Annotated in this window: 21 protein-coding genes and 1 tRNA gene; 14 read left to right on the forward strand and 8 right to left on the reverse strand. The window is 60.0% G+C overall.

Annotated features, from left to right (window positions below; translation table 11 throughout):
* Window positions 1-253: 253 nt before the first annotated feature.
* Together rhuM and HMPREF2604_RS06745 are read right to left on the reverse strand one after the other, a co-directional pair.
* Window positions 254-1,258 (reverse strand): RhuM family protein, encoded by a 1,005-nt coding sequence (gene rhuM / locus HMPREF2604_RS06740; RefSeq protein ID WP_070524580.1) that lies wholly within the window; start codon window positions 1,256-1,258, stop codon window positions 254-256.
* 15 nt (window positions 1,259-1,273) lie between these two features.
* A complete protein-coding gene (locus HMPREF2604_RS06745; protein WP_070683149.1) occupies window positions 1,274-1,738 on the reverse strand; it encodes a helix-turn-helix transcriptional regulator in 465 nt (154 codons plus the stop codon).
* A 794-nt stretch (window positions 1,739-2,532) separates the two neighbouring features.
* On the opposite strand from HMPREF2604_RS06745, the gene HMPREF2604_RS06750 reads away from it, so the two are divergent.
* The 5 genes from HMPREF2604_RS06750 to HMPREF2604_RS06770 all read left to right on the forward strand — a co-directional run bounded on the left by HMPREF2604_RS06750 (window position 2,533) and on the right by HMPREF2604_RS06770 (window position 6,141).
* Complete coding sequence (locus tag HMPREF2604_RS06750) at window positions 2,533-3,234, forward strand: type 1 glutamine amidotransferase domain-containing protein (RefSeq protein WP_070524576.1); 702 nt, start codon at window positions 2,533-2,535, stop codon at window positions 3,232-3,234.
* A 51-nt stretch (window positions 3,235-3,285) separates the two neighbouring features.
* Window positions 3,286-3,765: a hypothetical protein gene (locus HMPREF2604_RS06755; protein WP_070524631.1), complete on the forward strand. Its 480-nt coding sequence runs from the start codon at window positions 3,286-3,288 to the stop codon at window positions 3,763-3,765.
* 116 nt (window positions 3,766-3,881) lie between these two features.
* The gene (locus HMPREF2604_RS06760) at window positions 3,882-4,787 is read left to right on the forward strand and encodes a DUF418 domain-containing protein (protein ID WP_070524574.1); all 906 of its coding nucleotides are present in this window, start codon (window positions 3,882-3,884) and stop codon (window positions 4,785-4,787) included.
* A complete protein-coding gene (locus HMPREF2604_RS06765; protein WP_070524572.1) occupies window positions 4,787-5,890 on the forward strand; it encodes a trypsin-like serine protease in 1,104 nt (367 codons plus the stop codon). The genes HMPREF2604_RS06760 and HMPREF2604_RS06765 overlap by 1 nt, the downstream gene beginning before the upstream one ends.
* Before the next feature lie 62 nt (window positions 5,891-5,952).
* The gene (locus HMPREF2604_RS06770; RefSeq protein WP_070524570.1) at window positions 5,953-6,141 is read left to right on the forward strand and encodes a hypothetical protein; all 189 of its coding nucleotides are present in this window, start codon (window positions 5,953-5,955) and stop codon (window positions 6,139-6,141) included.
* 455 nt (window positions 6,142-6,596) lie between these two features.
* Here HMPREF2604_RS06770 and HMPREF2604_RS06775 read toward each other — a convergent pair whose 3' ends face one another.
* Complete coding sequence (locus tag HMPREF2604_RS06775; RefSeq protein WP_070564218.1) at window positions 6,597-7,625, reverse strand: prephenate dehydrogenase; 1,029 nt, start codon at window positions 7,623-7,625, stop codon at window positions 6,597-6,599.
* Between the two features lie 39 nt (window positions 7,626-7,664).
* On the opposite strand from HMPREF2604_RS06775, the gene HMPREF2604_RS06780 reads away from it, so the two are divergent.
* From HMPREF2604_RS06780 to HMPREF2604_RS06795, 4 genes are all read left to right on the forward strand, one after another.
* Complete coding sequence (locus HMPREF2604_RS06780) at window positions 7,665-8,168, forward strand: tRNA adenosine deaminase-associated protein (protein WP_070524567.1); 504 nt, start codon at window positions 7,665-7,667, stop codon at window positions 8,166-8,168.
* Between the two features lie 34 nt (window positions 8,169-8,202).
* Window positions 8,203-8,646: a nucleoside deaminase gene (locus HMPREF2604_RS06785; RefSeq protein WP_070564338.1), complete on the forward strand. Its 444-nt coding sequence runs from the start codon at window positions 8,203-8,205 to the stop codon at window positions 8,644-8,646.
* A gap of 116 nt (window positions 8,647-8,762) precedes the next feature.
* Window positions 8,763-8,960, forward strand: coding sequence for a CsbD family protein (locus HMPREF2604_RS06790; RefSeq protein ID WP_070533853.1), 198 nt, complete (start codon window positions 8,763-8,765; stop codon window positions 8,958-8,960).
* A 92-nt stretch (window positions 8,961-9,052) separates the two neighbouring features.
* Window positions 9,053-9,143, forward strand: a tRNA-Ser gene (locus tag HMPREF2604_RS06795).
* 47 nt (window positions 9,144-9,190) lie between these two features.
* Here the strand turns inward: HMPREF2604_RS06795 and HMPREF2604_RS14100 are convergent.
* Window positions 9,191-9,358: a hypothetical protein gene (locus HMPREF2604_RS14100; RefSeq protein ID WP_010188407.1), complete on the reverse strand. Its 168-nt coding sequence runs from the start codon at window positions 9,356-9,358 to the stop codon at window positions 9,191-9,193.
* A 110-nt stretch (window positions 9,359-9,468) separates the two neighbouring features.
* Between HMPREF2604_RS14100 and HMPREF2604_RS06800 the strand changes: the two genes are divergently transcribed.
* Window positions 9,469-10,719 (forward strand): MFS transporter, encoded by a 1,251-nt coding sequence (locus HMPREF2604_RS06800; protein ID WP_070564221.1) that lies wholly within the window; start codon window positions 9,469-9,471, stop codon window positions 10,717-10,719.
* Window positions 10,720-10,764: 45 nt separating this feature from the next.
* On the opposite strand, the gene HMPREF2604_RS06805 is transcribed toward HMPREF2604_RS06800, so the two are convergent.
* Complete coding sequence (locus tag HMPREF2604_RS06805) at window positions 10,765-11,100, reverse strand: hypothetical protein (RefSeq protein ID WP_070564224.1); 336 nt, start codon at window positions 11,098-11,100, stop codon at window positions 10,765-10,767.
* A gap of 455 nt (window positions 11,101-11,555) precedes the next feature.
* Between HMPREF2604_RS06805 and HMPREF2604_RS06810 the strand changes: the two genes are divergently transcribed.
* Window positions 11,556-13,988, forward strand: coding sequence for an MMPL family transporter (locus HMPREF2604_RS06810; protein ID WP_070564227.1), 2,433 nt, complete (start codon window positions 11,556-11,558; stop codon window positions 13,986-13,988).
* Window positions 13,989-13,994: 6 nt separating this feature from the next.
* Window positions 13,995-15,278 (forward strand): tRNA guanosine(34) transglycosylase Tgt, encoded by a 1,284-nt coding sequence (gene tgt / locus HMPREF2604_RS06815; protein ID WP_070533844.1) that lies wholly within the window; start codon window positions 13,995-13,997, stop codon window positions 15,276-15,278.
* Here tgt and HMPREF2604_RS06820 read toward each other — a convergent pair.
* The 3 genes from HMPREF2604_RS06820 to HMPREF2604_RS06825 form a co-directional block, all read right to left on the reverse strand.
* A complete protein-coding gene (locus tag HMPREF2604_RS06820; RefSeq protein ID WP_070564230.1) occupies window positions 15,266-15,994 on the reverse strand; it encodes a sortase family protein in 729 nt (242 codons plus the stop codon). The two genes, tgt and HMPREF2604_RS06820, sit on opposite strands and share 13 nt — an antisense overlap.
* A complete protein-coding gene (locus HMPREF2604_RS14105) occupies window positions 15,987-16,151 on the reverse strand; it encodes a DUF6290 family protein (protein ID WP_154762325.1) in 165 nt (54 codons plus the stop codon). The genes HMPREF2604_RS06820 and HMPREF2604_RS14105 overlap by 8 nt, the downstream gene beginning before the upstream one ends.
* A gap of 115 nt (window positions 16,152-16,266) precedes the next feature.
* Window positions 16,267-17,001 (reverse strand): queuosine precursor transporter, encoded by a 735-nt coding sequence (locus HMPREF2604_RS06825; protein ID WP_070564234.1) that lies wholly within the window; start codon window positions 16,999-17,001, stop codon window positions 16,267-16,269.
* Window positions 17,002-17,440: 439 nt separating this feature from the next.
* Between HMPREF2604_RS06825 and HMPREF2604_RS14325 the strand changes: the two genes are divergently transcribed.
* Together HMPREF2604_RS14325 and HMPREF2604_RS06835 are read left to right on the forward strand one after the other, a co-directional pair.
* A complete protein-coding gene (locus HMPREF2604_RS14325; RefSeq protein WP_245168445.1) occupies window positions 17,441-18,076 on the forward strand; it encodes a hypothetical protein in 636 nt (211 codons plus the stop codon).
* Window positions 18,076-20,943 (forward strand): VWA domain-containing protein, encoded by a 2,868-nt coding sequence (locus HMPREF2604_RS06835; RefSeq protein WP_070564239.1) that lies wholly within the window; start codon window positions 18,076-18,078, stop codon window positions 20,941-20,943. The genes HMPREF2604_RS14325 and HMPREF2604_RS06835 overlap by 1 nt, the downstream gene beginning before the upstream one ends.
* Window positions 20,944-20,946 lie beyond the last annotated feature (3 nt).

Consider the following 20,946-nt stretch of genomic DNA (forward strand, 5'->3'; position numbering starts at 1 on the left):
AAGAATCCTGCCGGACTCCCAGAGCTGCATCTAGATGGTCAGGAGCCGCGGCGTGACGCCTAGTTCGGCGGTGATGGCGCATGCCCGCGTGGCAGGGTCGAGGCCCGTGCGGACGATGACTGTGTTCGTGGAGCGGTGGCAACAGGCGTTGAACCTCATGTCGAGCTTTCCGGACCCTACCTACGCAACCAGGAGGTGTAAGCGCTCCTTGATAGGGAACATGGTGGGCTCCTTTTAGGGAAATGGGTGGTTGTCATTCAGGCTTGTGGTGGTGTCGTTGTTGCAGGGCTTTGACTTCGCTTTCAAGCTGGCGCATATCGATTTCATTTGCTTCTTGGTCGAGACGTTGAAGGTAGGCCTTCCACTCGGCCTTGGCCTTGGAGTCGGCTTGCTTCTTGTTTCGCTTTCCGAACCCCTGAAGCAGCTCACGTTCGTTGAACTCCAGCCATTGCGCCGTCTTTCGCTCCCAGTCTTTGAGCAGGAGGGTCTTGCCCATTTCTGATTGATCTTCGGCGTAGTCCAGGTACATCGTTGTGAGACGGTTTAACCGACGTAGCTCGGCGTCATTGAGGTAGTTCTTGGCGATGATGACATCGGCTGCATGTGGTCGCTCTCCCTGCCAATTGGTCAAACCGGCGTTTGGTTTCATGTGGTCTGCACGCTCGTAGATGAGTTCTGCAGCCGTGGAGCCGTGGATTGCGTAGTGCAGTCGGTTTTGCAGGTTGGCGAAGAAATTACGGACATCATCGAAGCTCCTACGCTCTTCGTAGTCAGCACTTGTCTCGGAAATGACGTCACAAATCTTGCGGAAGAACTGTCGTTCCGATGCGCGAATCTCACGGATTCGCTCGAGTAGTTCATCGAAGTGCGTGTCGGCACCGTCATTCTTGAGCCGTTGGTCGTCAAGTGCGAAACCCTTGATGAGATATTCGCGGAGAACCTCGGTCGCCCACTTTCGAAATTGGGTGCCGCGTGGTCCTCGGACGCGGTATCCCACTGCGAGGATCATGTCGAGGTTGTAGTGGTTCGTAGACCTGTCCTGACCTGGCTGTTGTAAAAGTTTTTTACATGTAGCTTGGTCCAGTTCTCCATCGCGGAGAATTTCGCGAATGTGATGGTTGACTGCCGGTGCACCGACGTCAAAGAGTTCTGCCATTTGAGCAGTATTAAGCCATGCAGTGTTTTCTTTGAGCTGAAGTCTTACCTGGGCTTTTCCATCATCAGTGGTGTAGAGCGCTATTTGATCTGGGGTAGGCATACTTTCCTCCTTTCGCTAGGGCTGATTTTCCTCAAGAGGATCCGTAGCCTCCTGGGCAGCCACTGGCTCCAGGTCGGCATTGATCCGGTCATTTCTGCCTTGGTCGTCCAAATCGTAAACCTCGGCCTGGACATCTGGTCCGTCCTCTGTGAGCTCTGCAAAGGTTCCGAACCAAGCCGACGGATCCGAGTCGATACGTCGGGCCAGCTCGCGAATGAGTGCTTGATCGCTTAGGACTTCGGCCACATCGGTTAGAGATTGGTATGAAGTTTCATGCGGACGCAGATAGCCGGTAGCTACAAGCGCCGCAGTTACAGAAGCGCCATACGCACGAGCGAGTGCGATCACGTAATCCGCCGAAATCTCATCCTTTGCGAGCTGCCGGTTAAGGGTCGAGATGCTAATGCCGGCCTTTATTGCGGCCTGCCGTCCGGAGGCCTCTCTAGTGAGTCGTGAGAACCATGCTTTGTGCGCTTCCATGTGGCCCATTATGCGCAATATGGCAACATTGCGCGAGTTGCGCAGCCCCGTACTTTCCAGCTAAAACGGAACTTCTTTGTGATTGAGCTTGCGCAATCCGGGTTACGAAACCCAAGGTGCGCTACGCAAATCAAAATGCGCAAGGAGGTGAACCGAGAAATGAAGTACCGAATCCGTCCTGAAGTTCTCGACAAAAATCGAGAAGAACAGCAGCTAGGAAGTGGCGAAGCTCTAGCCCGAAACCTAGGGATCTCACTCCGGGCGGTGCAAGGACTCCGAAAAGCGGACACCAAGTCTCCCGACATTCGTCCAAGTCATGCAGGCGGCAAACAGCACCCGTATCAACGTCGGAATCGCGGCCGCCTAGGCGCGCCTGGCATCGGAAGCAAGGAAGAGGAAATGCTGACTAAAGAACAAGAAACCAGATCTGCTCGCCAAGAAAGCGGAAGAGGAGAGTGTCTGATGGTTTGTGTGGGGGTTCCCAATCCGCATGAGGAGATAGACCAGAATGACTACTGTGACGAGGCAAAGTGCCCGCGTCCCCGTGTCTTGCCATCGAGGTTAACGATGAGTCAGACCTGCCGCAGATTAATCGGGACTTAGCCGAGATGTCGCAGGCATTGAATAAAGAGTTCGGGCGCTACGCGACGGTGAATGATTGGCGGCAGTGTATTACTGCTCGCCGTCAGCAGGCCCCTTCTCTTGCAGTCCCGCCACCGCACTAACGGCACAGATCCGAGTTTTCTGACATAGTGGGGCGCCTAACCGAAACCGTGATGTGAAGGAGATTAAAAATGACTAGCGTATTGTTCGTCGTCAGTGCGGCAGATGGCTGGACACAGAAGGACGGTTCCGTTCACCCGACTGGGTACTGGGCTGAGGAACTTGCCGTTCCGCACCGCCTGTTTAGCGAGGCCGGCTGGGACATCACCATCGCTACCCCCAACGCGGTAGCGCCGACGCTGGATGAAATGAGCCTTGGTGAAGGGGCCGGTGAGCCCGAGGAACTTCAGGAAATTCGTTCCTACCTTGAGTCCATCAAGGATGAGCTCGATAATCCAAAGGCCTTGGCGGATGTCAACGAGGAAGACTATGACGTGGTCTTTTACCCAGGTGGCCACGGCCCCATGGAGGACTTGGCCGGCGACGCCGCCTCTGGTGCGCTGTTGAAGCAGCGCCTCGCCGCCGGCACGCCCCTCGCTCTGCTGTGCCATGCACCGGCCGCACTTCTGGCAGCGAAGAACGACGATGGCACCAACGCCTTTGCCGGCAAGAACGTGACTGGCTTCTCCAACACCGAGGAAGAATCCACTGGGCTTGCGGAGAATGCGAAGTGGCTCCTGGAGAGTGAGCTTGTGAACGCGGGCGTCAAGTATGACAAGGCAGCGGAAGACTGGAGCTCCCACGTCGTTGTGGACGGCAACCTCTACACTGGCCAGAACCCGCAGTCTTCGGCTGATCTGGCTAAGCGCATCCTGGAGGACTTGGGCAAGTAAGTACTGGAGGATCGCACGGTGGGCCCGCCAGCGGGGGATATAATGGTGCCCATGATTCAAGCGATTCTCTCCGCTATCTTGCTTTTCTTTTCCTCTCTGTTGTCTTTGGCTGGCTCCTCGGATCTGCCAGGGAGCTCAGGTATAGCGGAAGCTGGATCCTCACAACGAAACATCGTTACTAGCGTGCCCTCGGGCTTAGTTACCGTTAATGCACAGCAGATGGAGTTCGTGGAGAATTCTGAGTGGAAGTCCGCGGAACAGCCGGAATCTTTTTATGTGAACTTTAGGGATCAGGTCATGGAGTTCTCCTGCGATATCGCCGGTTTCCACTTTGAAAGCAATGAGGCTGGTCAGATAGATATCACGTGGGATTTGATATCGGATCACGTCTGCTTTGGCCCACAATCGGACGGGGCCATCATGAAACTTCTTGCGAGCCCAGTAATGGTGAAGGTGGATCCTGCTGCCTCCGTAACGCCGCAGCGCATCTACCTTGTGAACGGGGACCAAGCCATCACGCTCATTCGCTGAGATGCATATCACGCAGCGCTGGGTGAAACGCAGGGCTGAAAACGAACACAAATAAAAAGACCGGCCAGAGCCACTGGTCGGTCTTTAAACGTTTTTGACTGCAAGGAGATGAATAGGTGTCAGCGCATGCCCGAATAGTGGGTCTCGATATTGCACGTTCCTTGGCCATCATCGGGATGATCATCCTGCACATGGCCAACCTGGTGTGGGGTGTCAAAGTGGTGCTCTCCGGATTGCCGGCGGCGGGGTTCGCCATCATTGCAGGTGCCACGATGATGATCCTCGCCCGTGACTACTCGCTGCGGGTGTTCATGAAGCTGGTGGCTCGCGGCTGCCTCATCATGCTCATTGGTCTGGCCTTGCTGCCCGTCGGCGGTGAGATTCAGGTGGTGCTCGTGGTCATGGGCGCGGCCATGGCTCTCACCGCCTGGGTGCCGCCGCTGGCCACCGGCTGGAAGGTCCTGCTCTTCGCGCTGGCTACTGCGGGCGCCACGGTGCTCTACGCGCCGTACACACTCCCACAGGTCTACCCCCTCGTGGCATTCCTGGCGTACATGGTGGCGGGCATGCTGCTTTACGACGTCTACCTCACCCGCCCCACCCGCACCCAGATCGTCACGACCGCGGTGGCCGTCGTCGTTACTGGCATCGGCCTGTGGCAGCGCTTTAACCCGGATATCGCCGGCTGGCTGCGCTTTACCGGGCATACGGGTGTGCTTGGTGAAATCCTTCTCTCCGTGGCGGTCACCGCGGTGGTGCTGCACCTGTGCCTGATCATTGGCCGTCACCTGCCGCGCTTGACCTTCCCCTTCGCGGCATTGGGCTCGATGTCGTTGACCATCTATATCCTGCACATTCTCACCGCTCGCTACTGGCAAGCACACGTCTCCCTACACAACACCATGGCGGCAGTGGGCTTTGTGCTCGCGTTCCTACTGTTGAGCGCGCTGTGGAAGAAGTTCTGTGGAAAGGGCCCGGCCGAGAGGGCCGTGGCTTGGGCAATCAAGGAGGTGGCCGCGTAATGGTGGCACGAAAGATAACTGCTGTCGTGGCCAGCTCTCTGGTCGTGGGGCTAGGCGCTGCGCCGGCCATGGCCTTGGAATTCGCCCAGCCCGCACCTCACTCGGAGGAAAGCGCCGCCGTGGCTGCGTTGCGCATGGGCAAAATCGGAAACTTCGGCGATTGCACCGGCACGCTGGTGGCTGAGCAGTGGGTGCTGACCGCCCGCCACTGCTTGGAGTCCGTCAACAACGAGGGCTCGCAGGCCCGCTTTGGCCAGGGCAAGGACACCCGCGTCTATGACGTGGACTCCTGGGCTGTTTCGCCGACTATCGACGCCGGCCTCATGCACCTGACCGAGCCCGTCAAGGGCGTTAAGCCCGCCAAGCTCGCGGATGCGGTCCCCACCGCCGGCGAGAAAGGGCACTTCTACGGCTGGAGTAGTAGCTCCCGCATGGCCCGCAAAGGCCAGCTACCGATAGCCGAGATGGAAGTGGGCGAACTGCTCTCCGGCGGCACCCCGCCGGCAAGCCCAGATGAATCCGGCGAGAAGATGACGCCGGTGGCGCCAGGAGATTCCGGGGCTATGGCTCCTGGTGACATGGCAGTGCCTGCCCCCGGTGGAATGGTCGCTCCCGCCCCTGGTTCGTCCGATGCGCCCCAGGTGATGAAGGGCGGCGACATGCCAGATATTGCCGTTGGACCTGACGGCGCGGAAAGCATTCCCGCCGGTGAGCTTGGGGGAGTAGGCCCGATGATTGCGGCTGCCATCATGGACGTGAAGTCCCTCAATGGCGAAGGCATGCAGGGCGGCGACTCGGGCGGGCCGTTCTTCGTCAACGGCCGCCTCGTGGGCGTAGCTACGGCCGGAACGTCTAATGCGGATCCGGATCTGCCTTCCCCAACCGCGGCGATTACATCCGTGGTTGAGGTCCGCGACTGGATTGAGGACGTCACCAGTGGCCGCGACACTGATGGTGTGTTGAATGCCGATAACTCCCCGAAACCTCCGAAAACCATGCAGGTCAGCGAGCCCTATGCCATGCGCGCCGGCATCTTTGGGGTGGCAGGACTGGTGGTTGTCGCCATCGCCTCACGCGTTCTTCGCCGCAAGGGCACACGCTAAAATAACTGCTGGACTTTGCGCCTGATATGCCCAGAGCCATGGTGCGGCTAGGCTGAATCTCCATGAAGGAGAAACTCGTTCCGTGTCTGATCGCTGGTGTCATTCTCGGGGTGGTGTTGTGGCTGGCCTCCGGTATGCTCTGGCTCTTGCCGGTGGGCCTCGCGGTGGGCCTGGCGGGCTACCCGTTGCTTGGCATGACTCGCGACGAGTCTCTAGCCCGCAAGCGCCGCGACGACACCTTCCGCGACTAAGCGTCCCACCCCACGCCACCGCACTACGCCGCCCGACGCCGCCGCGCACGCTCCTCCACGGTCGGTCGCTAGATGGCACCCCACAAACCGTCGACAAATGGCGCCCCACAAAAGGCATCCGCTAGAAGGCATCTTTGGGGCCAAAAACGCCACCTGCAGGATCTAAAAGGCGTTTTCAGGCGAGAAAACGCCTCTTGACAGACGCCTTCTGACAGATGCCGTTTGCAAGATGCCTTTTGCTGACTGCTGCTGCCCACTGGCCAGCACTCCTACAAAAGGCTTCACTCAGAAGTCTCCAGTCAAAAGGTTCCTCTGGGGGCAGGTAAACCATCTTTAGCCAGGTAGAAGGTTCGTTTGGGGGCAAACAAACCTTTTGACTGGAACCGGGTGAGGGGAACCCGTTGGGAAACTACCGATTAAGGGCAGAAGGTCAGGGCTGGAAGCTCGCCAACGGGTTAGAAAATCTCGATGCGCCCGCCCAAAGACTCCGTCTGGCGCAGCTGCGCCACCCAGTTCGGCGCACCCGGGTGCATGCGCAAGACCGGGCGGGAGGAGATCTTCACCGGGGAGACCGATTCCTTGCGAGCCCCGGAGCGGGCTTCGATGCGGGTGCGGGCGCGGAAGCCAGCGTCGGCAAGCGCGGCGATGGAAGGCTCATCCGAGGCCAGCGATTCGCGCGCATCCTGCAGCAACTCAAGGGCCTCGTCGAGGGCCTGGACCAGCGCAGTCGAGTTGGTCTCGCACATCTGGCGCACCAGGTCCGGGCGAGTACCCGCCACGCGCGTGCCGTCCTTGAAGGAGCCAGCCGCCAAGGACTGCGCCAGGATGCCGCCATTATCGCCGACCACCGCGAGGGTTTCCGCCAACACGTGTGGCAGGTGCGAAATGCGGGCGACCGCGGCATCGTGGTTAGCCACGCGCACCGGAACCGCCTCCGCGTGAACCATCTGGGTCATGCGGACCACGTCCGCAAAAATGTTCTCCCACTCGGCGGGGATGCGCTCGCCGCGCGCCTCGCACTCGGCGGCATAGTCATAGGTGATAACCCAGGCAGCGCGGTTGAACAGCCCGGTGTGGGAGTTCTCCCAGCCGGACTTGGAGGTCCCGGCCATGGGGTGGCCGCCCACATAGCGCGACTCCATGTTGCGCTGCACAATGAGCTGGCGCACCTCGGTCTTGACCGAGACCACGTCCGTCAAACCGCAGCTCGGGGCGTGTTCCTGAATGGAATCGAGGACCGAGGCAACCGCATCCATGGGCACCGCGACGACGATAAGCGCGTTGTCTTCCTCGGCCCGGTGCAGGATGGCCGGCAGATCATCGGTGACGTCGTAGCCCTGCTTAATGGCCGTTCGGGCACCAGAGGTGGAGTGGTTGTAGCCGTACACGGAATGGCGTGCAGCAGCTAGGTCACGCAGGAGGGAACCTCCAATGAGACCGAGGCCGATAATGCAGACGGGGCGTTGAACATCTTGAGAACTCACGGTGACAATTGTGGCACAACCCGACTAATCTGACGAGGTATGAGCCACGACGATCTGTCCTTTGCCATCACCGTCGCCAGTGCCGAAGGCGGCTGGGTGATTCGCCCTTTCAAGGATGACTTCACCGACGTCAACACCTCCATCAAAGCGGTGCGCAACCTGCGTTCCGAGGGGGCGGCATTCGCGCTGCTGTGCGTGGAAGATGATTATTTCGTCGTCGTGCGCCCGGTTCCGGGGGATGTGCGCATGCTGCTTTCCGACGCCACCTACGCCTCCGAAGACGACTTCGCCGCGGATTTCCTGGACTTGCGCGATATCGATATCCCGGATTTGGACGAGGACGAGTGGGAGGACGCCGACCCCTACGGTGACGGCGATTTCGATATCTTCGCTGACCTCGGCCTCGATGAGAACCAGTTGGGCTACATCATCGATAACGATGAGGACTGGCCTTCTGACATGCTCCTGCGCATCGCCGGCGAGCTGGGCTTTGGCGATGAGCTAGAGGATTTCATCGACGGCCTCGACTCGGATGATTCTTAAACCAGCGGAGGGGCTGGTGCGCGCGGAGGCCCGCATGCGCCGCGCCTTAGAGGTCGCGCGCACGACGCCGGCGGGGGATATCCCTGTGGGTGCCGTGCTTTACGACGCCTCTGGCAACGAACTCGCCACCGGCGTTAACCGCCGCGAGCAGCTAAATGACCCCACCGCACACGCAGAGGTGGAAGCAATCCGCCAGGCGGTGCGCGTGCACGGCGATGGCTGGCGGCTGGAAGGCTGCGAGCTGGTTGTCACCTTGGAGCCCTGCGCGATGTGCGCGGGCGCGATTCAGGCTTCCCGGGTGTCCTCGGTGGTCTTTGGTGCTTATGAACCGAAGACGGGGGCGTGTGGATCGCTTGTCGACGTCCTCCGTGCCCCCGGCGCCCTCCACGTTCCCGAGGTACGCGGCGGTGTGCTGGAGGAGGAGTGCGCGGAGCTGCTCACGGGCTTCTTCGGGGGTCTTCGTAGAAGCGGCGCTTAGCCCCTGAACTGGTTAGTGGCCCCGCAGCCGCCTGGCAATTTGGGTGTAGGCTGGGTGGTCCACGTGAGAGAAGTAGAGAGTCCCACGTGAGAGAAGTAGAGAGTAAGGAGAAAACCATGGGTGATTTCGAGAACAAGAAGGACGAGTTCGTTGGCAAGGCTAAGGAAGCCGCTGGCGGCCTGACCGATAACGAGAAGCTGGAGAACGAGGGCAAGGCCGACCAGGTCACCTCCGAGGCTAAGCAGAAGGCTTCCGACGCCGTTGAGGGCGTCAAGGATAAGGCCACCGAGGTTATCGGTAACCTCAAGGACTAATTCCTAGCCTCAAATAGCTGAATCGCTGTCCGCGCCGCGTGGTGTGGGCAGCGATTTTGTCGCTCGGGGTTACTCGACGTAATCTGGAACGCGGTGGCGTGTCCGAGCGGCCGAAGGTGTTCGCCTCGAAAGCGAATGTTGGGTAACCCCCAACCGCGGGTTCAAATCCCGCCGCCACCGCCACATCCGGCACTCCAGTTCTTAGCTCTGGGGTGCCGGTCTTTTTATTTTTAGAAGCCAGCCCGCCCTCTATCAACATCTCTTTGGAAATCCAGCGCGGCTTGGCGTGCCTCGGGGTCGTGGTCTTCCGTGCGTTTGTGGATCCGTCGGCTCATCATGCCTGCTGGGATGGCAATGAGAAGGATGGCCGCGACGGCAACGATGACGAAAGTGGACATAGGGTCTCCTAAAGCACTTCAGCGGTTAGAGCTTTGACTGGGCGAGAGGTGTGCCCTGACTCTCTATAGTTAAATACTATGATTCAGAACACTATAAGATGTTGGGATTGATGCATAGTCTTTCTTTTAAAACTTCGTTCTCGCTCGTCTTCGTAGCCGCTGTCGTCTCTGGGTTAGGTGACGGCCTCATCCCGATTGCTTTTGCGCTTCAGGCGCACCGAGTAGATCCGTCGGGGCGCGGCTTGACGGTGGTGCTTATCGCGCTGTGGGCGGGCCGCTTCGTCAGTTCTTTAGTGGTCCGAAAGCTGCCGCCACCTCACCGGCCAGTGACCTGGATGCTGGGTAGTGATGTCGTTCGGATGTTGGCGCAGTGGGGACTCGTGGCGTGGGTGGTTGCTCGCGGCGATTCCATTGCTGCGTTCGCGCTCTCAAGCTGCGTGTACGGTTGTGCCTCGTCATTCTTTGGGCCAGCAAGGTTTAGCCTCTTGTCGCAGCTGTTTTCCGATGAGCAGCGCACCCGCGTCAACGGAACCCTGTCGATGCTCGGTGATGTGCTGTTTATCGCCGGCCCCCTCATCGGTACAGCGGCAGTGCTCACCTTGGGGTTTAACACGGTATTGCTTATCGACGGCGCCACTTTCCTCGTGGCCATGCTCTTTGTTCTTCCGTTTCTCTCAGTACGCAGAGAACCAGCAGGCGAAAGCTCTAATGTCGCAGCGGCTGAACCAGGACCGGACAGCGCAGGTTCATCGAGTCCGAACAGGCCTCTTACGTCCCCAACGCTCCCGAGCTGGGTGCGGGTAGGGCTCGGCACTTGGCTGGTCGCGGCAATTGTCAACGGCTTCCTGGGAAGCGCTGGACCTACATGGATTATGAATAATTTCGACGAAAAGTCCTGGGGGTTTATGGCAACTGCGCTTGCGGTCGGTTCGCTGATTGGCTCAGCCGCAACAATTCTGAAGGCATTAGATCGGGTTCGTTTTAGTACCCTGCAAATCCTGATGCTGATTCTTCTGGCCGGGCAGATCCTGGCTTTGGCATTCTCCTCTGTCTTCGTGCTCATCGCCGCAGTTGGTGCCGCTGCGTCCTTGTTGATGACTGCTGCAGGCATTGCGTGGGATTCTCTCGGGCAGTCTTTGGGAGATGATGGTCTGGTGCACCAGTTCGCTACAAAGGATCAGCTGGTCTTTACCGCCGGTACCCCGCTTGGAATGATTCTTTTCGCGGCACTTTCTTCTCAGCCTGGTGTTGCGGCGGTTGCCTTGGCAGCTGCGTTGGTAGTCGCAGCCGTTGCGTCGTTCTTGCCCGTGGCGCGTTCGCCACGTACTGCAGATATGGCTGAGGGTGCTGTTCCTTTGTAATGAAGTAGGTACACATCGCAGGTGTGCAATTGGCTATGTGCGAGCTTAGGCCTCATTGAATTGTCTAGCCATGATTACTTGTGGATCGACGACCACCGAGCTCAGGCTCATCAAGAAGTAGAACAAATTTTGTTTGTCCACATTGGATGGGTCAATGCAGCAAGCAGCCTCTGCAAGGGCAGATACCTTGCCATAGTGGATAATCAATTCATCTGGTTCTTGGTCTATTTGTGCTTGATGGGTTCTCTCATCACTCGCCTTGAGCCATCGCTCCGCGCTCTCGAGATTTTTGGAGAACTCGGATTCTCTAAGTCGATTAATGATTTCCGGAGGAATCTCTTCGAGGAATGGAGCAGACACCGCGAGGAATGTCTTAGCCATCACTTCCAATTTCGATGAATCGCCCGTCAAACTTAGGGTTCTGGAGATGACAGGATCAAACCGAAGGTGGGGGTCCTCTAATGAGGTCAAGATATACCTACTCCCGTTGAACTGGCTTAAGCGGCTTGTCGTTTGCTCATGCGATGTCTTCATCTAAGCGGACGGAAAGCCCTTGGTCTTGGGACTGTAGTTAGTATTGCTTGGGATTTCCTAGGAAAGACTTTGGGGGGATGATGGTTTAGTACACCAGTTCGCTGCGAAGGATCTGCTGGTCTTTACTGCCGGTACCCCCGCTTGGAATGATTCTTTTCGCGGCGCTTTCATCTCATCCTGGTGCCCAGCTGGGCGTGCGATACCGTTAGGGCTTCACAGCCCAACTGGTTAAACTGGTGCACATTCATGTCCACCACCAAAGCTTCCGCGAGCAATAATCGCGCATGTGAAGGGGAATTTCCGTGGCAAAGCTGCTTTACCACCTAGGCCGCTGGTCTTACATCAACCGATGGAAGGTCATCATCGCCTGGATCTTCATCGTGGCGGCTGCAGGCGGAGCGACCTTGAGCTTGATGAAACCGATGACCACGGAGTACTCCATCAGCGGCACGCCCGCTATTGATGCCACCCGCCGCGCGGTGGAGCTCTTCCCCGAGAACGGTAACCCGGCCAATGCGCCGTCGGTCAACCTCGTCTTCAAGGCCCCGGAAGGGCAGAAGCTCAGCGATCCGCAGAACAAAGAAGCTGTCGAGGACGTGGTGCACCACATTGCTGAAGGCCTTGATATCCCAGAGGGCAGCCAGCAGCGCTGGGGTAACCCGCTTGAGGTATCGCCAGCACTTCAGCAGCAGGTCATTGAGCAGTTCACCTCCATGGGTTTGCCGGAGGAGACCGCGCGGGCGGATGCCGACAACCTGGCCATGGTCAATGCCGATGAGACGATTGCCTACACCACCTTCGACTTTGATGCGGAAAGCCCCTATTCGGTGGACCCCGCGGATAAAGACGTGGTCCATGAGGCCATGGATATCGGCCGCGCGGCGGGGCTGGAAGTAGAGGCCGGCGGCGCGGGCTTCGGTGATGAGATCCAGGTCAATTCGATTTCTGAGGTCATCGGCCTGGCCGTGGCGTTTATCGTTCTCATTATTACTTTTGGTTCGCTGGCCTCCGCGGGCATGCCACTTATCTCTGCGGTCGTGGGCGTGGGCCTGGGTGCGATGGGTGTCATGATCGCTACCCACTGGATTGAGCTCAACAACCTCACCCCGGTGCTGGCCGTCATGATTGGTCTGGCCGTGGGCATCGACTATGCGCTGTTCATCATGTCGCGCTACCGGCAGGAGCGCTCCCGCATGGACGGGCCGGATGCCGCCGGCATGGCCGTTGGCACGGCGGGTTCCTCGGTGGTCTTTGCCGGCGCGACGGTCTTCATCGCGCTCTTCGCGCTGCTCGTGGCGCGCATTAGCTTCCTCACCGCCATGGGCCTGGCCGCTGCGGGCACGGTCTTCATGGCAGTGCTCGTCGCGCTGACCTTGGTGCCCGCGATGCTGGGCCTGCTCGGTGATAAGGCCTTCGCCGGGCGCATCCCCGGCGTGGCCGGCAACCCCACGAAGCGCCGCCCGCGCCGCACGAAAGCAACGATGGGCAACCGTTGGGTGCGCACGGTGCAGCGCGCCCCTGGCATCGTCATGGCCTTGGTGGTGCTCGGCCTCGGAGCTTTGACCGCCCCGGTCCTGCACATGGAGCTGGCCCTGCCAGCGGATACCACCTCCAACCCGGATACCACCCAGCGCAAGGCGGCGGACCTGCTCTCCGAAGGCTTTGGTCCCGGCATCAACGGCCCCTTCCTGGTGATCGTGGATGGCGCCAATGCCAACCCGGAATCCGCGGCGCTACAGCCCTATATCCAGGGCCAAGAAGGCGAAGAAGATGAGCAGAAGAAGGCCGCGCTTTCCTCCTTCATCTATTCCGTACAGCGCCTCAACCAGGTGGGCGGCGTTAAGCACGCCCAGCTGGTGGGCGTGAGCAAAGACATGAAGTCCGCGCAGATCATGGTCAGCCCCACCACAGCGCCGACGGATGAGGCCACGATTGGCACCGCCTCCGCCTTGCGCACGGCTAGCGCGGAGCTGGAGGATGCCACCGGCGCCGAGATCGGCATGACGGGCCTGACCGCGGTGCAGCTCGATATCACCGAGCGCCTTGAAGGGGCCATGGGGCCATACCTCGCCATCGTGGTGGGCCTGGCCATTATCTTGCTCTTGGCGGTGTTCCGCTCCATCTTGGTCCCGTTGGTCGCGGGCCTGGGCTTCCTGCTTTCCGTCGGCGGCGCTTTCGGCCTGACCGTGCTTGTGTGGCAGGACGGCCTCACCGGCCTGGTGCCCGCGCCGGGCCCGCTGATTTCCTTCATGCCCATCTTCCTCATCGGCGTGACCTTCGGCCTGGCCATGGACTATCAGGTCTTCCTGGTCACCCGCATGCGCGAGCATTTCTCCCGCTTCCCGCAGGGCAGCGGCGGGCAGTACAGCAAGTACAACGCCAACGACGAGGCCACCATCGCCGGCTTTACCGCCGGTGCCCGCGTGGTCACCGCCGCGGCCATCATCATGATTTCCGTCTTCGTGGCGTTTATCAGCCAGCCCCTGCCCTTCATCCAGATTTTCGGCTTCGCGCTGGCGGCGGGCGTGCTTTTCGATGCCTTCTTAGTCCGCATGTCGCTTGTCCCCGCCACGATGTTCCTCATGGGTCACACCACCTGGTGGATGCCGAAGTGGCTGGACAAGCTGATCCCGCAGCTGGATATCGAGGGCACCGCACTCGAGGAAGAATGGGAGCGCAAACACGCGGCAGCATCCCGTGAAGCAGAGGATAAGGCAGCGCAGCCCGTAGAATAGTTCCCTATGACTCACCCTAAGCCGCAGCTTGAGACCGATCTTTCCTTCGACGTGAAGAAGGAGCTGGACTTGAGCGGTCCAGCACAACCGGGAAAGCACGGCCGCACCGGCGTTATCCATACCCCGCACGGTGATATCCAAACCCCGGCCTTCATCCCGGTGGCCACCAAGGCCACGGTGAAAACGCTGACCCCGGAACAGATCCGGGCCACCGGCGCCCAAGCCATCCTGTCCAACGCCTATCACCTTTACCTGCAGCCGGGCCACGACATCGTGGATGAGGCCGGTGGCGTGGCTACCTTCGAGAACTGGCACGGGCCGACCTATACCGACTCGGGCGGATTCCAGGTCATGTCCCTGGGCGTGGGGTTCAAGAAGGTCCTGGCCATGGACGTGGCGGAGCTGACGGATTCTGATATCCGTGCGGCGAAGAAGGAACGCATGGCACAAGTGGATGAGGACGGTGTGGACTTTAAGTCCGTCATCGACGGCTCCTCCCACCGCTTTACCCCGGAGGTCTCCATGCAGATTCAGCATGGCCTGGGCGCGGACATCATGTTTGCCTTCGATGAGCTCACCACCCTGGTGGATACCCGCACGTACCAGGAGGAATCCGTGGAGCGCACGCGCCGCTGGGCGCAGCGCTGCCTGGATGAGCACGACCGCTTGACGCTTGCTCGCGGTCCGCAGAAGCCGCGCCAGTCCCTGTGGGGCGTGGTGCAGGGTGCGCAATACGAGGACCTGCGACGCCAGGCCGCGCGCGGGCTGGTGGAGCTTTCCGATCGCGCCGAGGCGAATGGCCGTCGCGGCTTCGGAGGCTTCGGCATCGGTGGCGCGTTGGAGAAGGAGAATCTGGGAACGATTGTGGGCTGGGTGTGCGATGAGCTGCCCGTCGATAAGCCCCGGCACCTGCTGGGCATTTCCGAGCCGGATGACTTGTTCACCGCGGTGGAGGCGGGTGCGGATACCTTCGACTGCGTGGCGCCGACCCGCCTGGCGCGCCGCGGTGGCGTCTACACCCTCGATGGACGCCTCAACCTCACTAATGCGCGTTTCAAGCGCGACTTTGCTGGCGTGGACGAGGAATTCGGCGGTTACGTCTCGGAGAACTATTCCCGTGCCTACATCCACCACCTGCTCAAGGCCAAGGAATTCCTAGCGGGCACGCTGTGCACCATCCACAACCTGGAGTTCATGATCCGCTTGGTGGATAACATCCGGGCGTCGATCGACGGCGGCTATTACGAGGCCTACCGCGATGAATTCCTGGGGCGCTATTACGCCAAGTGACCGGTGACGATGACGTTGTACTCCAAGTCAGTAGCGCCGTCGACAGCGCAGGCAATGAGTACGATGCGCCCGGGAACCTCGGTATTCATCAGGTCCGCGTCGCTTCCTAGCTGTTCCTTGCCCACCAGGAAAGCGTTATCGACAACCCATTCGCGCCCGGCACCACCCTCAGAGGTCATGCGGATGTGGGAGCCGTTGAGGATGGGCGTCGCAAAGCGCTGCACGTGCGCCCCGTCGAGGCCCTCCACAGTGGTGGGGTTGCTCAGGTCCACGTCGGCGGTGACCACCTCGGAGAAGGGGTTGAACACCAGTTTCTGCTGGCCCCAGGCATGGCCCAAGACGTAGGTGGTGCCCTGTTCTGCTGTGGCGGGTGACTCACCCCAGTCTTGCACCCAGCGCACCATGGTCTCCTGTGGCCCAGCGGGGTTGAGGGGCAGGACGAAGGGCATCGAGTCATAGGTCGCGCCCGTGATGGTGGCCGGGCCATCCATCTCAAACGTGCCGGTCAGTGCGGGTGCTGGGCCCTCATTGAGCGGGGGAGGGGTGGGCGCTGCGCTTGGCGACGCCTTACTGCTCACCGTCGTCGTTTCCGGTGCCGCGTGGCTCGTCGTTGCGGACGACGTGGTGACTTCCTCTGTACCCGAGCACGCCACAAGGTTGAAGGCTGTGGCCAGGCCAAGGATGGGGAGGAGGGAAGTTTGTAGATGCTTATGCATCGTCGATGTCCTTTAAGACCTCATCAAGATTAAACCGCTCGCCAGAATCCTCTGCCATTGCTGTGCGCAGTTCCTGAAGGTCGTAGTAGTCTTCGACCCGTTCCAAAAGTGCTGCACGGGCTGAAGCAGATTTCGGACGGCCTTCACATGCAGCCATTTATTCTCCTTTGCTCCTGTGAATGCATCGTATTACGCAAGTTGGGTGAAGGGAAGAGAGAAATAGACCCCCTCAGCACAGTGCGTGCCAAGGGGGAATTCGGGACGGGTCGCTGCTACTTAGACGGCGCTGTCGTAGGGGTGTCGGCCTCGGCGATAGGTGCGTAATCCTCGCGGCGCTTAACCCAGGAGATAACCAGCGTGGTCAGCGGAAGCATGATGACCTCGCAGGCGGTCTTCCAGAGGAAGCCCACGATGACGTAGTTCAGGAAGCCACTGAAGGAATCGATGCCGATGACGGGTGCTGCGATGGCGCAGAACAGCAGGGTGTCGCCGAATTCGCCGACGACGGTGGAAGCAACAAGGCGGCCAATGAGGCCCTTTTCGCCGGTGCGGGCCTTCATCTTCACCAAGGTGAAGGAATTGAGCAGCTGGCCCACGAGGTATCCGGCTAGGGAGGCGGCGAGAATCTGCGGCACGAGGCCGAGGGTTGCTTCGAAAGCTTCTTGGCCTTCGTAGAAATCAGCCGCGGGCAGCCAGATTGCAATGTAGAAGGAAACCGCGGCCAAAAGAGCCATGGCAAAACCGATATAAACGGCGCGGCGGGTGGACTTGAAGCCGTAGCACTCGGAGAGGACATCGCCCACGATGTAGGCGAGAGGGAAGAGGAAGAAGGCGCCATCGGTGATGAGTGGGCCGAGTTGGACGCCCTTCGTGGCGTTGATGTTCGAGATGAGGAAGGTAACGACGAACACCGAGACCAGCCACGGGTACAAAGTGGAATGTACCGGGATGAATCGGATGCTCTCGCCACCGTTTGTGGTGGTTGCGGTTGCCGATTGAGTTGTCATGGCACAGCATTTTTCCACGAAACTAGGGGAACTAGAAATAGGGAGTTTCATTCGGTTCACGCGGGGAGCACTCCCTTGCCCGGCGGTTCCTTGGGAAAAGGCAGCGGAACGGGTTGTTTCTTTGCCGTGGTTCCAGCGCTTCGCCCATCAAAATCTGCAAACTGGGCAGAAAAAATGCACGTAGTATGGCATTCTTTTGCTTGCAGTGTTTTCGTGTTCCCTGAACGTTTCCTGTCTATTGTGCCGCGGTGCGTGCTCGAAGAGATTCGGGGCGTTCGAAGTCCGAGGTTCGTGACGGGCATGTCGTGTCAGGGGGTGCGGCTACCTTGGTTTCTAGTCCTTAGAGCTTTCCGGCTGATCTGCTACCTTCTGCGTCTCTAGATGGGGGAGGCACCAGGTTTGCCGGTGGCCCAACTTCGTACAAGGGAAGGTCATCGATATGACGTTTGGTTCCCCAGGCTCCTCACCACAGTTTGGCGGGCGCCCGCCCCAAGGTGCTAGCCAGCCAGGTGCAGGATCCGCGCCTAGTTCTGGCTCCGGGTTTGGATCGCCCACTGGGGCTGGGGGCTTCGGCGGTTTTGGCGCCCCGAATCCTTCCCAGAATCCTGCGCAGAAGCCCTCTCCGGGTTTTAACTCCGGTTCGAGCGCGGGCGGCTCCTTTGGCGCGCCGGGCTCGCCGGATGGTTTCGGTGATTCCTCGCCCGCGCCGGATTACCGCCGTCAGGTGGCAACACCGACGAGCCCAACGAAGGGGCCGTGGCCGATGCTCATTGCCGCTGGCGTATCCGCGGTCATCGCGCTGATCCTGTTGATTCTTGCGCCGCTGCTTGCCGCTCCGACGGAGGGCCTTTTCTTTGGCCTGGCAATCGGGGGATGGCTCTTGGCTGGAATCGTGTCCTTCATCCTCTTGGGCCTGTACACGCTGAAGAACACGCAGCGCCAGGCTGAGACCTTTTATATTGAGGATACGACGCAAACCTTGCTCTACCGCGTCATTATGGGTGGAAGCTTTGTTCTTGTCATTGTCGCTGCGGTGGAAATCGCCTTCTACGTAGGAAAGGCGGTTGGCGCCTAATGAAGAAACTCACTCGTGCACTTGCCCTATCCGCGGCGGTGACAATCGCTGGATTCGGTGGCAGCTTAGGCGCGGTAGCGCAGGATGCTCCGCCGCCTCCGGAAGCTCCTGAGGCCCCAGAAGCCCCAGAAGCTCAGCCGGAAGAGCACCCTGAGGGAATCGGTTCCGAATCCTCGCTCTCTGAGGTTTCTCAGAAGAACCTGTCCGATTTCGGCTCCTGTATTGCCAGCGAGAAGTCTGCGGACCTGCTTTTTGTTCTTGACCAATCAGCGTCGTTGGTGGGCTATGAAGGCTCTCAGCCGACGGACGCCGATGCCTTCCGCGTCGATGCCACGGGGGACATCGTCAAGCAGCTGGCTAACCTCGGGGAAGATAACGGCGCAGACATCAACGTGAAACTCGCCGGCTTTGGTTCTGACTATTACAGCGATCCGGCCGAGTACGGCGGGTGGACCAATGTCTCCGGAAACGGTGATGCCCTGCAGAGCGAATTGGACAAGTTCCGCAAGGAGGACCGCGTAGCGGACCTCGAAACCAACTACGGCGCAGCTTATAAAGGCGCGTTGAAGGAACTGGCGTCTCACCAAGGAAGTAGCTGCCGCGGCATCGTGTTCTTTACCGATGGCAAGTACTACACCGACGCCGAGGCCAACGATCTCCAGGGTGCACAGGACAAGCTGTGTGAGGTCAATTCCTCTGTCACCGCCTTCCGTACCTCCAATATCCGCCTCTTTAACGTGGGACTCGTTCCGGCGGCGGAAGCCCAGGACCAGGTCCGCCAGCTCACCCGCATGGCGGAGGGGGAAGACTGCGGCCAGGGTGCGCCGAATGGTGCATTCTTCGACGCGGGTGAGGACCCGGCAGCACTGTTCGCGGCCTTCCGTAACCTCATCCCCACCTCGGGTGGTGTAACCAAGGACGGCAACTTCAAAGACCAGTTTGATTTCGTCCTCGATGACTCCGTATCCCCTGTGCGTTTGTCAGCAGTACCGAAGAACTCGGTGGGTGAGGACGATCTCATCCCAACTCTGACGGGCCCCGATGGCGAAACCGTGGAACTCAAGCCGGATACCACAAGCGTCGCTGGTGCGAAGGTCTCCGTGACGGAGAACAACAAGCTGCCGGGCATGGTTGATATCGCGATGGAAAAGGACGGCGATTCCTGGGCAGGCGCGTGGACTTTTGGCTACAAGGTGGCAGAGGGGACCGAAGGCGAGTACCTCGCATCCGTTGTCATGGTGCCGGGCCTTAACCTGGACCTCAAGACGGAAGATGGCGCCAAGGTAGAAGGCGGCATCAACTCTGACCAGGTTTTGAAGGGACAGTTGGTCGATGGCCACGGCGAGCCCCGTGCGCTGGAGGGCCAGGGAACCCTTCATGCGGAGTTCGTGCCGGAGGATGGTTCCCCGGTTACCCTCGTGGACAATGCCCCCATCACCGATGGGCAGCCAGTAGACATTCCGCTGGAGAAGGTGGAAAACGCAGCATCCGGTCAGCTCGTGACCCGCGTGGAAATTACCACTAAGGACACAGGTGAGCGCCCGGGTTCGAAGCTGGACCCCATCAACGCGGAAACGCCGCTGACGGTTACCCCGGTCAATATGCCGACGGTGGGCTCGGCGCAGACGATCACCATGACGGAGAAAGAAGTTACTGTCGACGTCCCGGTGACCGGCCCCGGCAAGGTGTGGGTAGCAGACCAGACCGTGGATTCCGCTGACGGGATGCTCCCCTCGGGAGTTCCTGCCGTTGCGGTGAGCTCCAAGCACAACTCGGAGGATTCCGCGCTGGAGCTTTCCAAGGACGAAAAGGCGACCATCCCGGTGACGTTGAGCGTTGAAGAAATGGCGGATGGCCCGCTGCGCGTGGATCCGGTGATCAACCTGCAGTCTGCCGAGGATAACCAGCAAATGGAGCTGCCGCTGACGCTGCAGGGTTCCATGACTGCGCCACTGAGCAAGTCCGCTTTCGGCCTCTCCTTTGTCCTCGCGGTGTTGCTTGCGCTGCTGATTCCGCTGGCCATCTTGTACCTCATGAAGTGGGTTAGCGGCCGTATTCCGGAAAAGCCCCGAATGTTTGCGAAGACCATCCCGGTACGCCGCGAGGGCGCCAGCCTCGTGCGCACCGACAATGGCCGCCCGTTCGCGGTGTCCAAGGAAGAGTTCCAGGGCGCTGTTCCGGTAGAGACCACCGGACGCTCTGCTCGCTTGGGAAGCAACGATGCCAAGGTAAAGATGGGGCTGAGCCCGTTTACCGCCGCCCACGTGGAGGTCCAGCGCGATGGCACCATTTCCGGCAAGGGCAAGAAGTCCGGCTACCGGGCAGTTCTGCCGCTTGCGGTGCAAAACACGTGGTTCTTCGTGGGCAACGAGAAGGACCGCGATTCCGCTGAGATTGTCATGACCATCGATACGCTGGCCCAGGCCAGCGCGTATGACGAGATGTCGAAGGAGATCAGCCGCCAGGCCCTGCAACTCTTTGACCAAGTCGAATTCCCAGCCGAGAAGCCCGACAAGGCACAGACACCGCCGCAGTCCGGCCAACCGGGGCAGCCGGTCCAGCAGAACCAGCCTGGCTCCCAGCCGCCGAGCGGTCCGCCGCCGCAACGTGGACCGCAGCAGGGTGCTCCGCAACCTGGTGGATTCGGCCAGTCCCAGCCTTCCGGCCCGTCACCTCACGGCCAGCAAGGGCGTGCGAACGGGCCGGGACGCCCCGGCTTCGGCGGAACGCCAAACGTTGGCGGTGGCACTGGCTTTGGTGGGGGCTCTGGCTTTGGGCAACCAGGCCAGCAGCGCCCGGGTAATCCTGGTAACCCTGGTACCAACGGCGGCTGGCCCCCAAGCCCGGGATTCGGCTCCCAGGGCTAAGCC

Origin of the sequence: Corynebacterium sp. HMSC055A01, from assembly GCF_001809405.1 — a bacterium.
Taxonomy (GTDB): domain Bacteria; phylum Actinomycetota; class Actinomycetes; order Mycobacteriales; family Mycobacteriaceae; genus Corynebacterium; species Corynebacterium hesseae.

Coding starts and splice junctions, on each gene's coding strand:
- rhuM (WP_070524580.1), bottom strand. CDS start 1,258: ATGCCTACCCCAGATCAAATAGCGCTCTACACCACTGATGATGGAAAA.
- HMPREF2604_RS06745 (WP_070683149.1), bottom strand. CDS start 1,738: ATGGAAGCGCACAAAGCATGGTTCTCACGACTCACTAGAGAGGCCTCC.
- HMPREF2604_RS06750 (WP_070524576.1), top strand. CDS start 2,533: ATGACTAGCGTATTGTTCGTCGTCAGTGCGGCAGATGGCTGGACACAG.
- HMPREF2604_RS06755 (WP_070524631.1), top strand. CDS start 3,286: ATGATTCAAGCGATTCTCTCCGCTATCTTGCTTTTCTTTTCCTCTCTG.
- HMPREF2604_RS06765 (WP_070524572.1), top strand. CDS start 4,787: ATGGTGGCACGAAAGATAACTGCTGTCGTGGCCAGCTCTCTGGTCGTG.
- HMPREF2604_RS06770 (WP_070524570.1), top strand. CDS start 5,953: ATGAAGGAGAAACTCGTTCCGTGTCTGATCGCTGGTGTCATTCTCGGG.
- HMPREF2604_RS06780 (WP_070524567.1), top strand. CDS start 7,665: ATGAGCCACGACGATCTGTCCTTTGCCATCACCGTCGCCAGTGCCGAA.
- HMPREF2604_RS06785 (WP_070564338.1), top strand. CDS start 8,203: ATGCGCCGCGCCTTAGAGGTCGCGCGCACGACGCCGGCGGGGGATATC.
- HMPREF2604_RS06790 (WP_070533853.1), top strand. CDS start 8,763: ATGGGTGATTTCGAGAACAAGAAGGACGAGTTCGTTGGCAAGGCTAAG.
- HMPREF2604_RS14100 (WP_010188407.1), bottom strand. CDS start 9,358: ATGTCCACTTTCGTCATCGTTGCCGTCGCGGCCATCCTTCTCATTGCC.
- HMPREF2604_RS06800 (WP_070564221.1), top strand. CDS start 9,469: ATGCATAGTCTTTCTTTTAAAACTTCGTTCTCGCTCGTCTTCGTAGCC.
- HMPREF2604_RS06805 (WP_070564224.1), bottom strand. CDS start 11,100: ATGGCTAAGACATTCCTCGCGGTGTCTGCTCCATTCCTCGAAGAGATT.
- tgt (WP_070533844.1), top strand. CDS start 13,995: ATGACTCACCCTAAGCCGCAGCTTGAGACCGATCTTTCCTTCGACGTG.
- HMPREF2604_RS06820 (WP_070564230.1), bottom strand. CDS start 15,994: ATGCATAAGCATCTACAAACTTCCCTCCTCCCCATCCTTGGCCTGGCC.
- HMPREF2604_RS14105 (WP_154762325.1), bottom strand. CDS start 16,151: ATGGCTGCATGTGAAGGCCGTCCGAAATCTGCTTCAGCCCGTGCAGCA.
- HMPREF2604_RS06825 (WP_070564234.1), bottom strand. CDS start 17,001: ATGACAACTCAATCGGCAACCGCAACCACCACAAACGGTGGCGAGAGC.
- HMPREF2604_RS14325 (WP_245168445.1), top strand. CDS start 17,441: ATGACGTTTGGTTCCCCAGGCTCCTCACCACAGTTTGGCGGGCGCCCG.
- HMPREF2604_RS06835 (WP_070564239.1), top strand. CDS start 18,076: ATGAAGAAACTCACTCGTGCACTTGCCCTATCCGCGGCGGTGACAATC.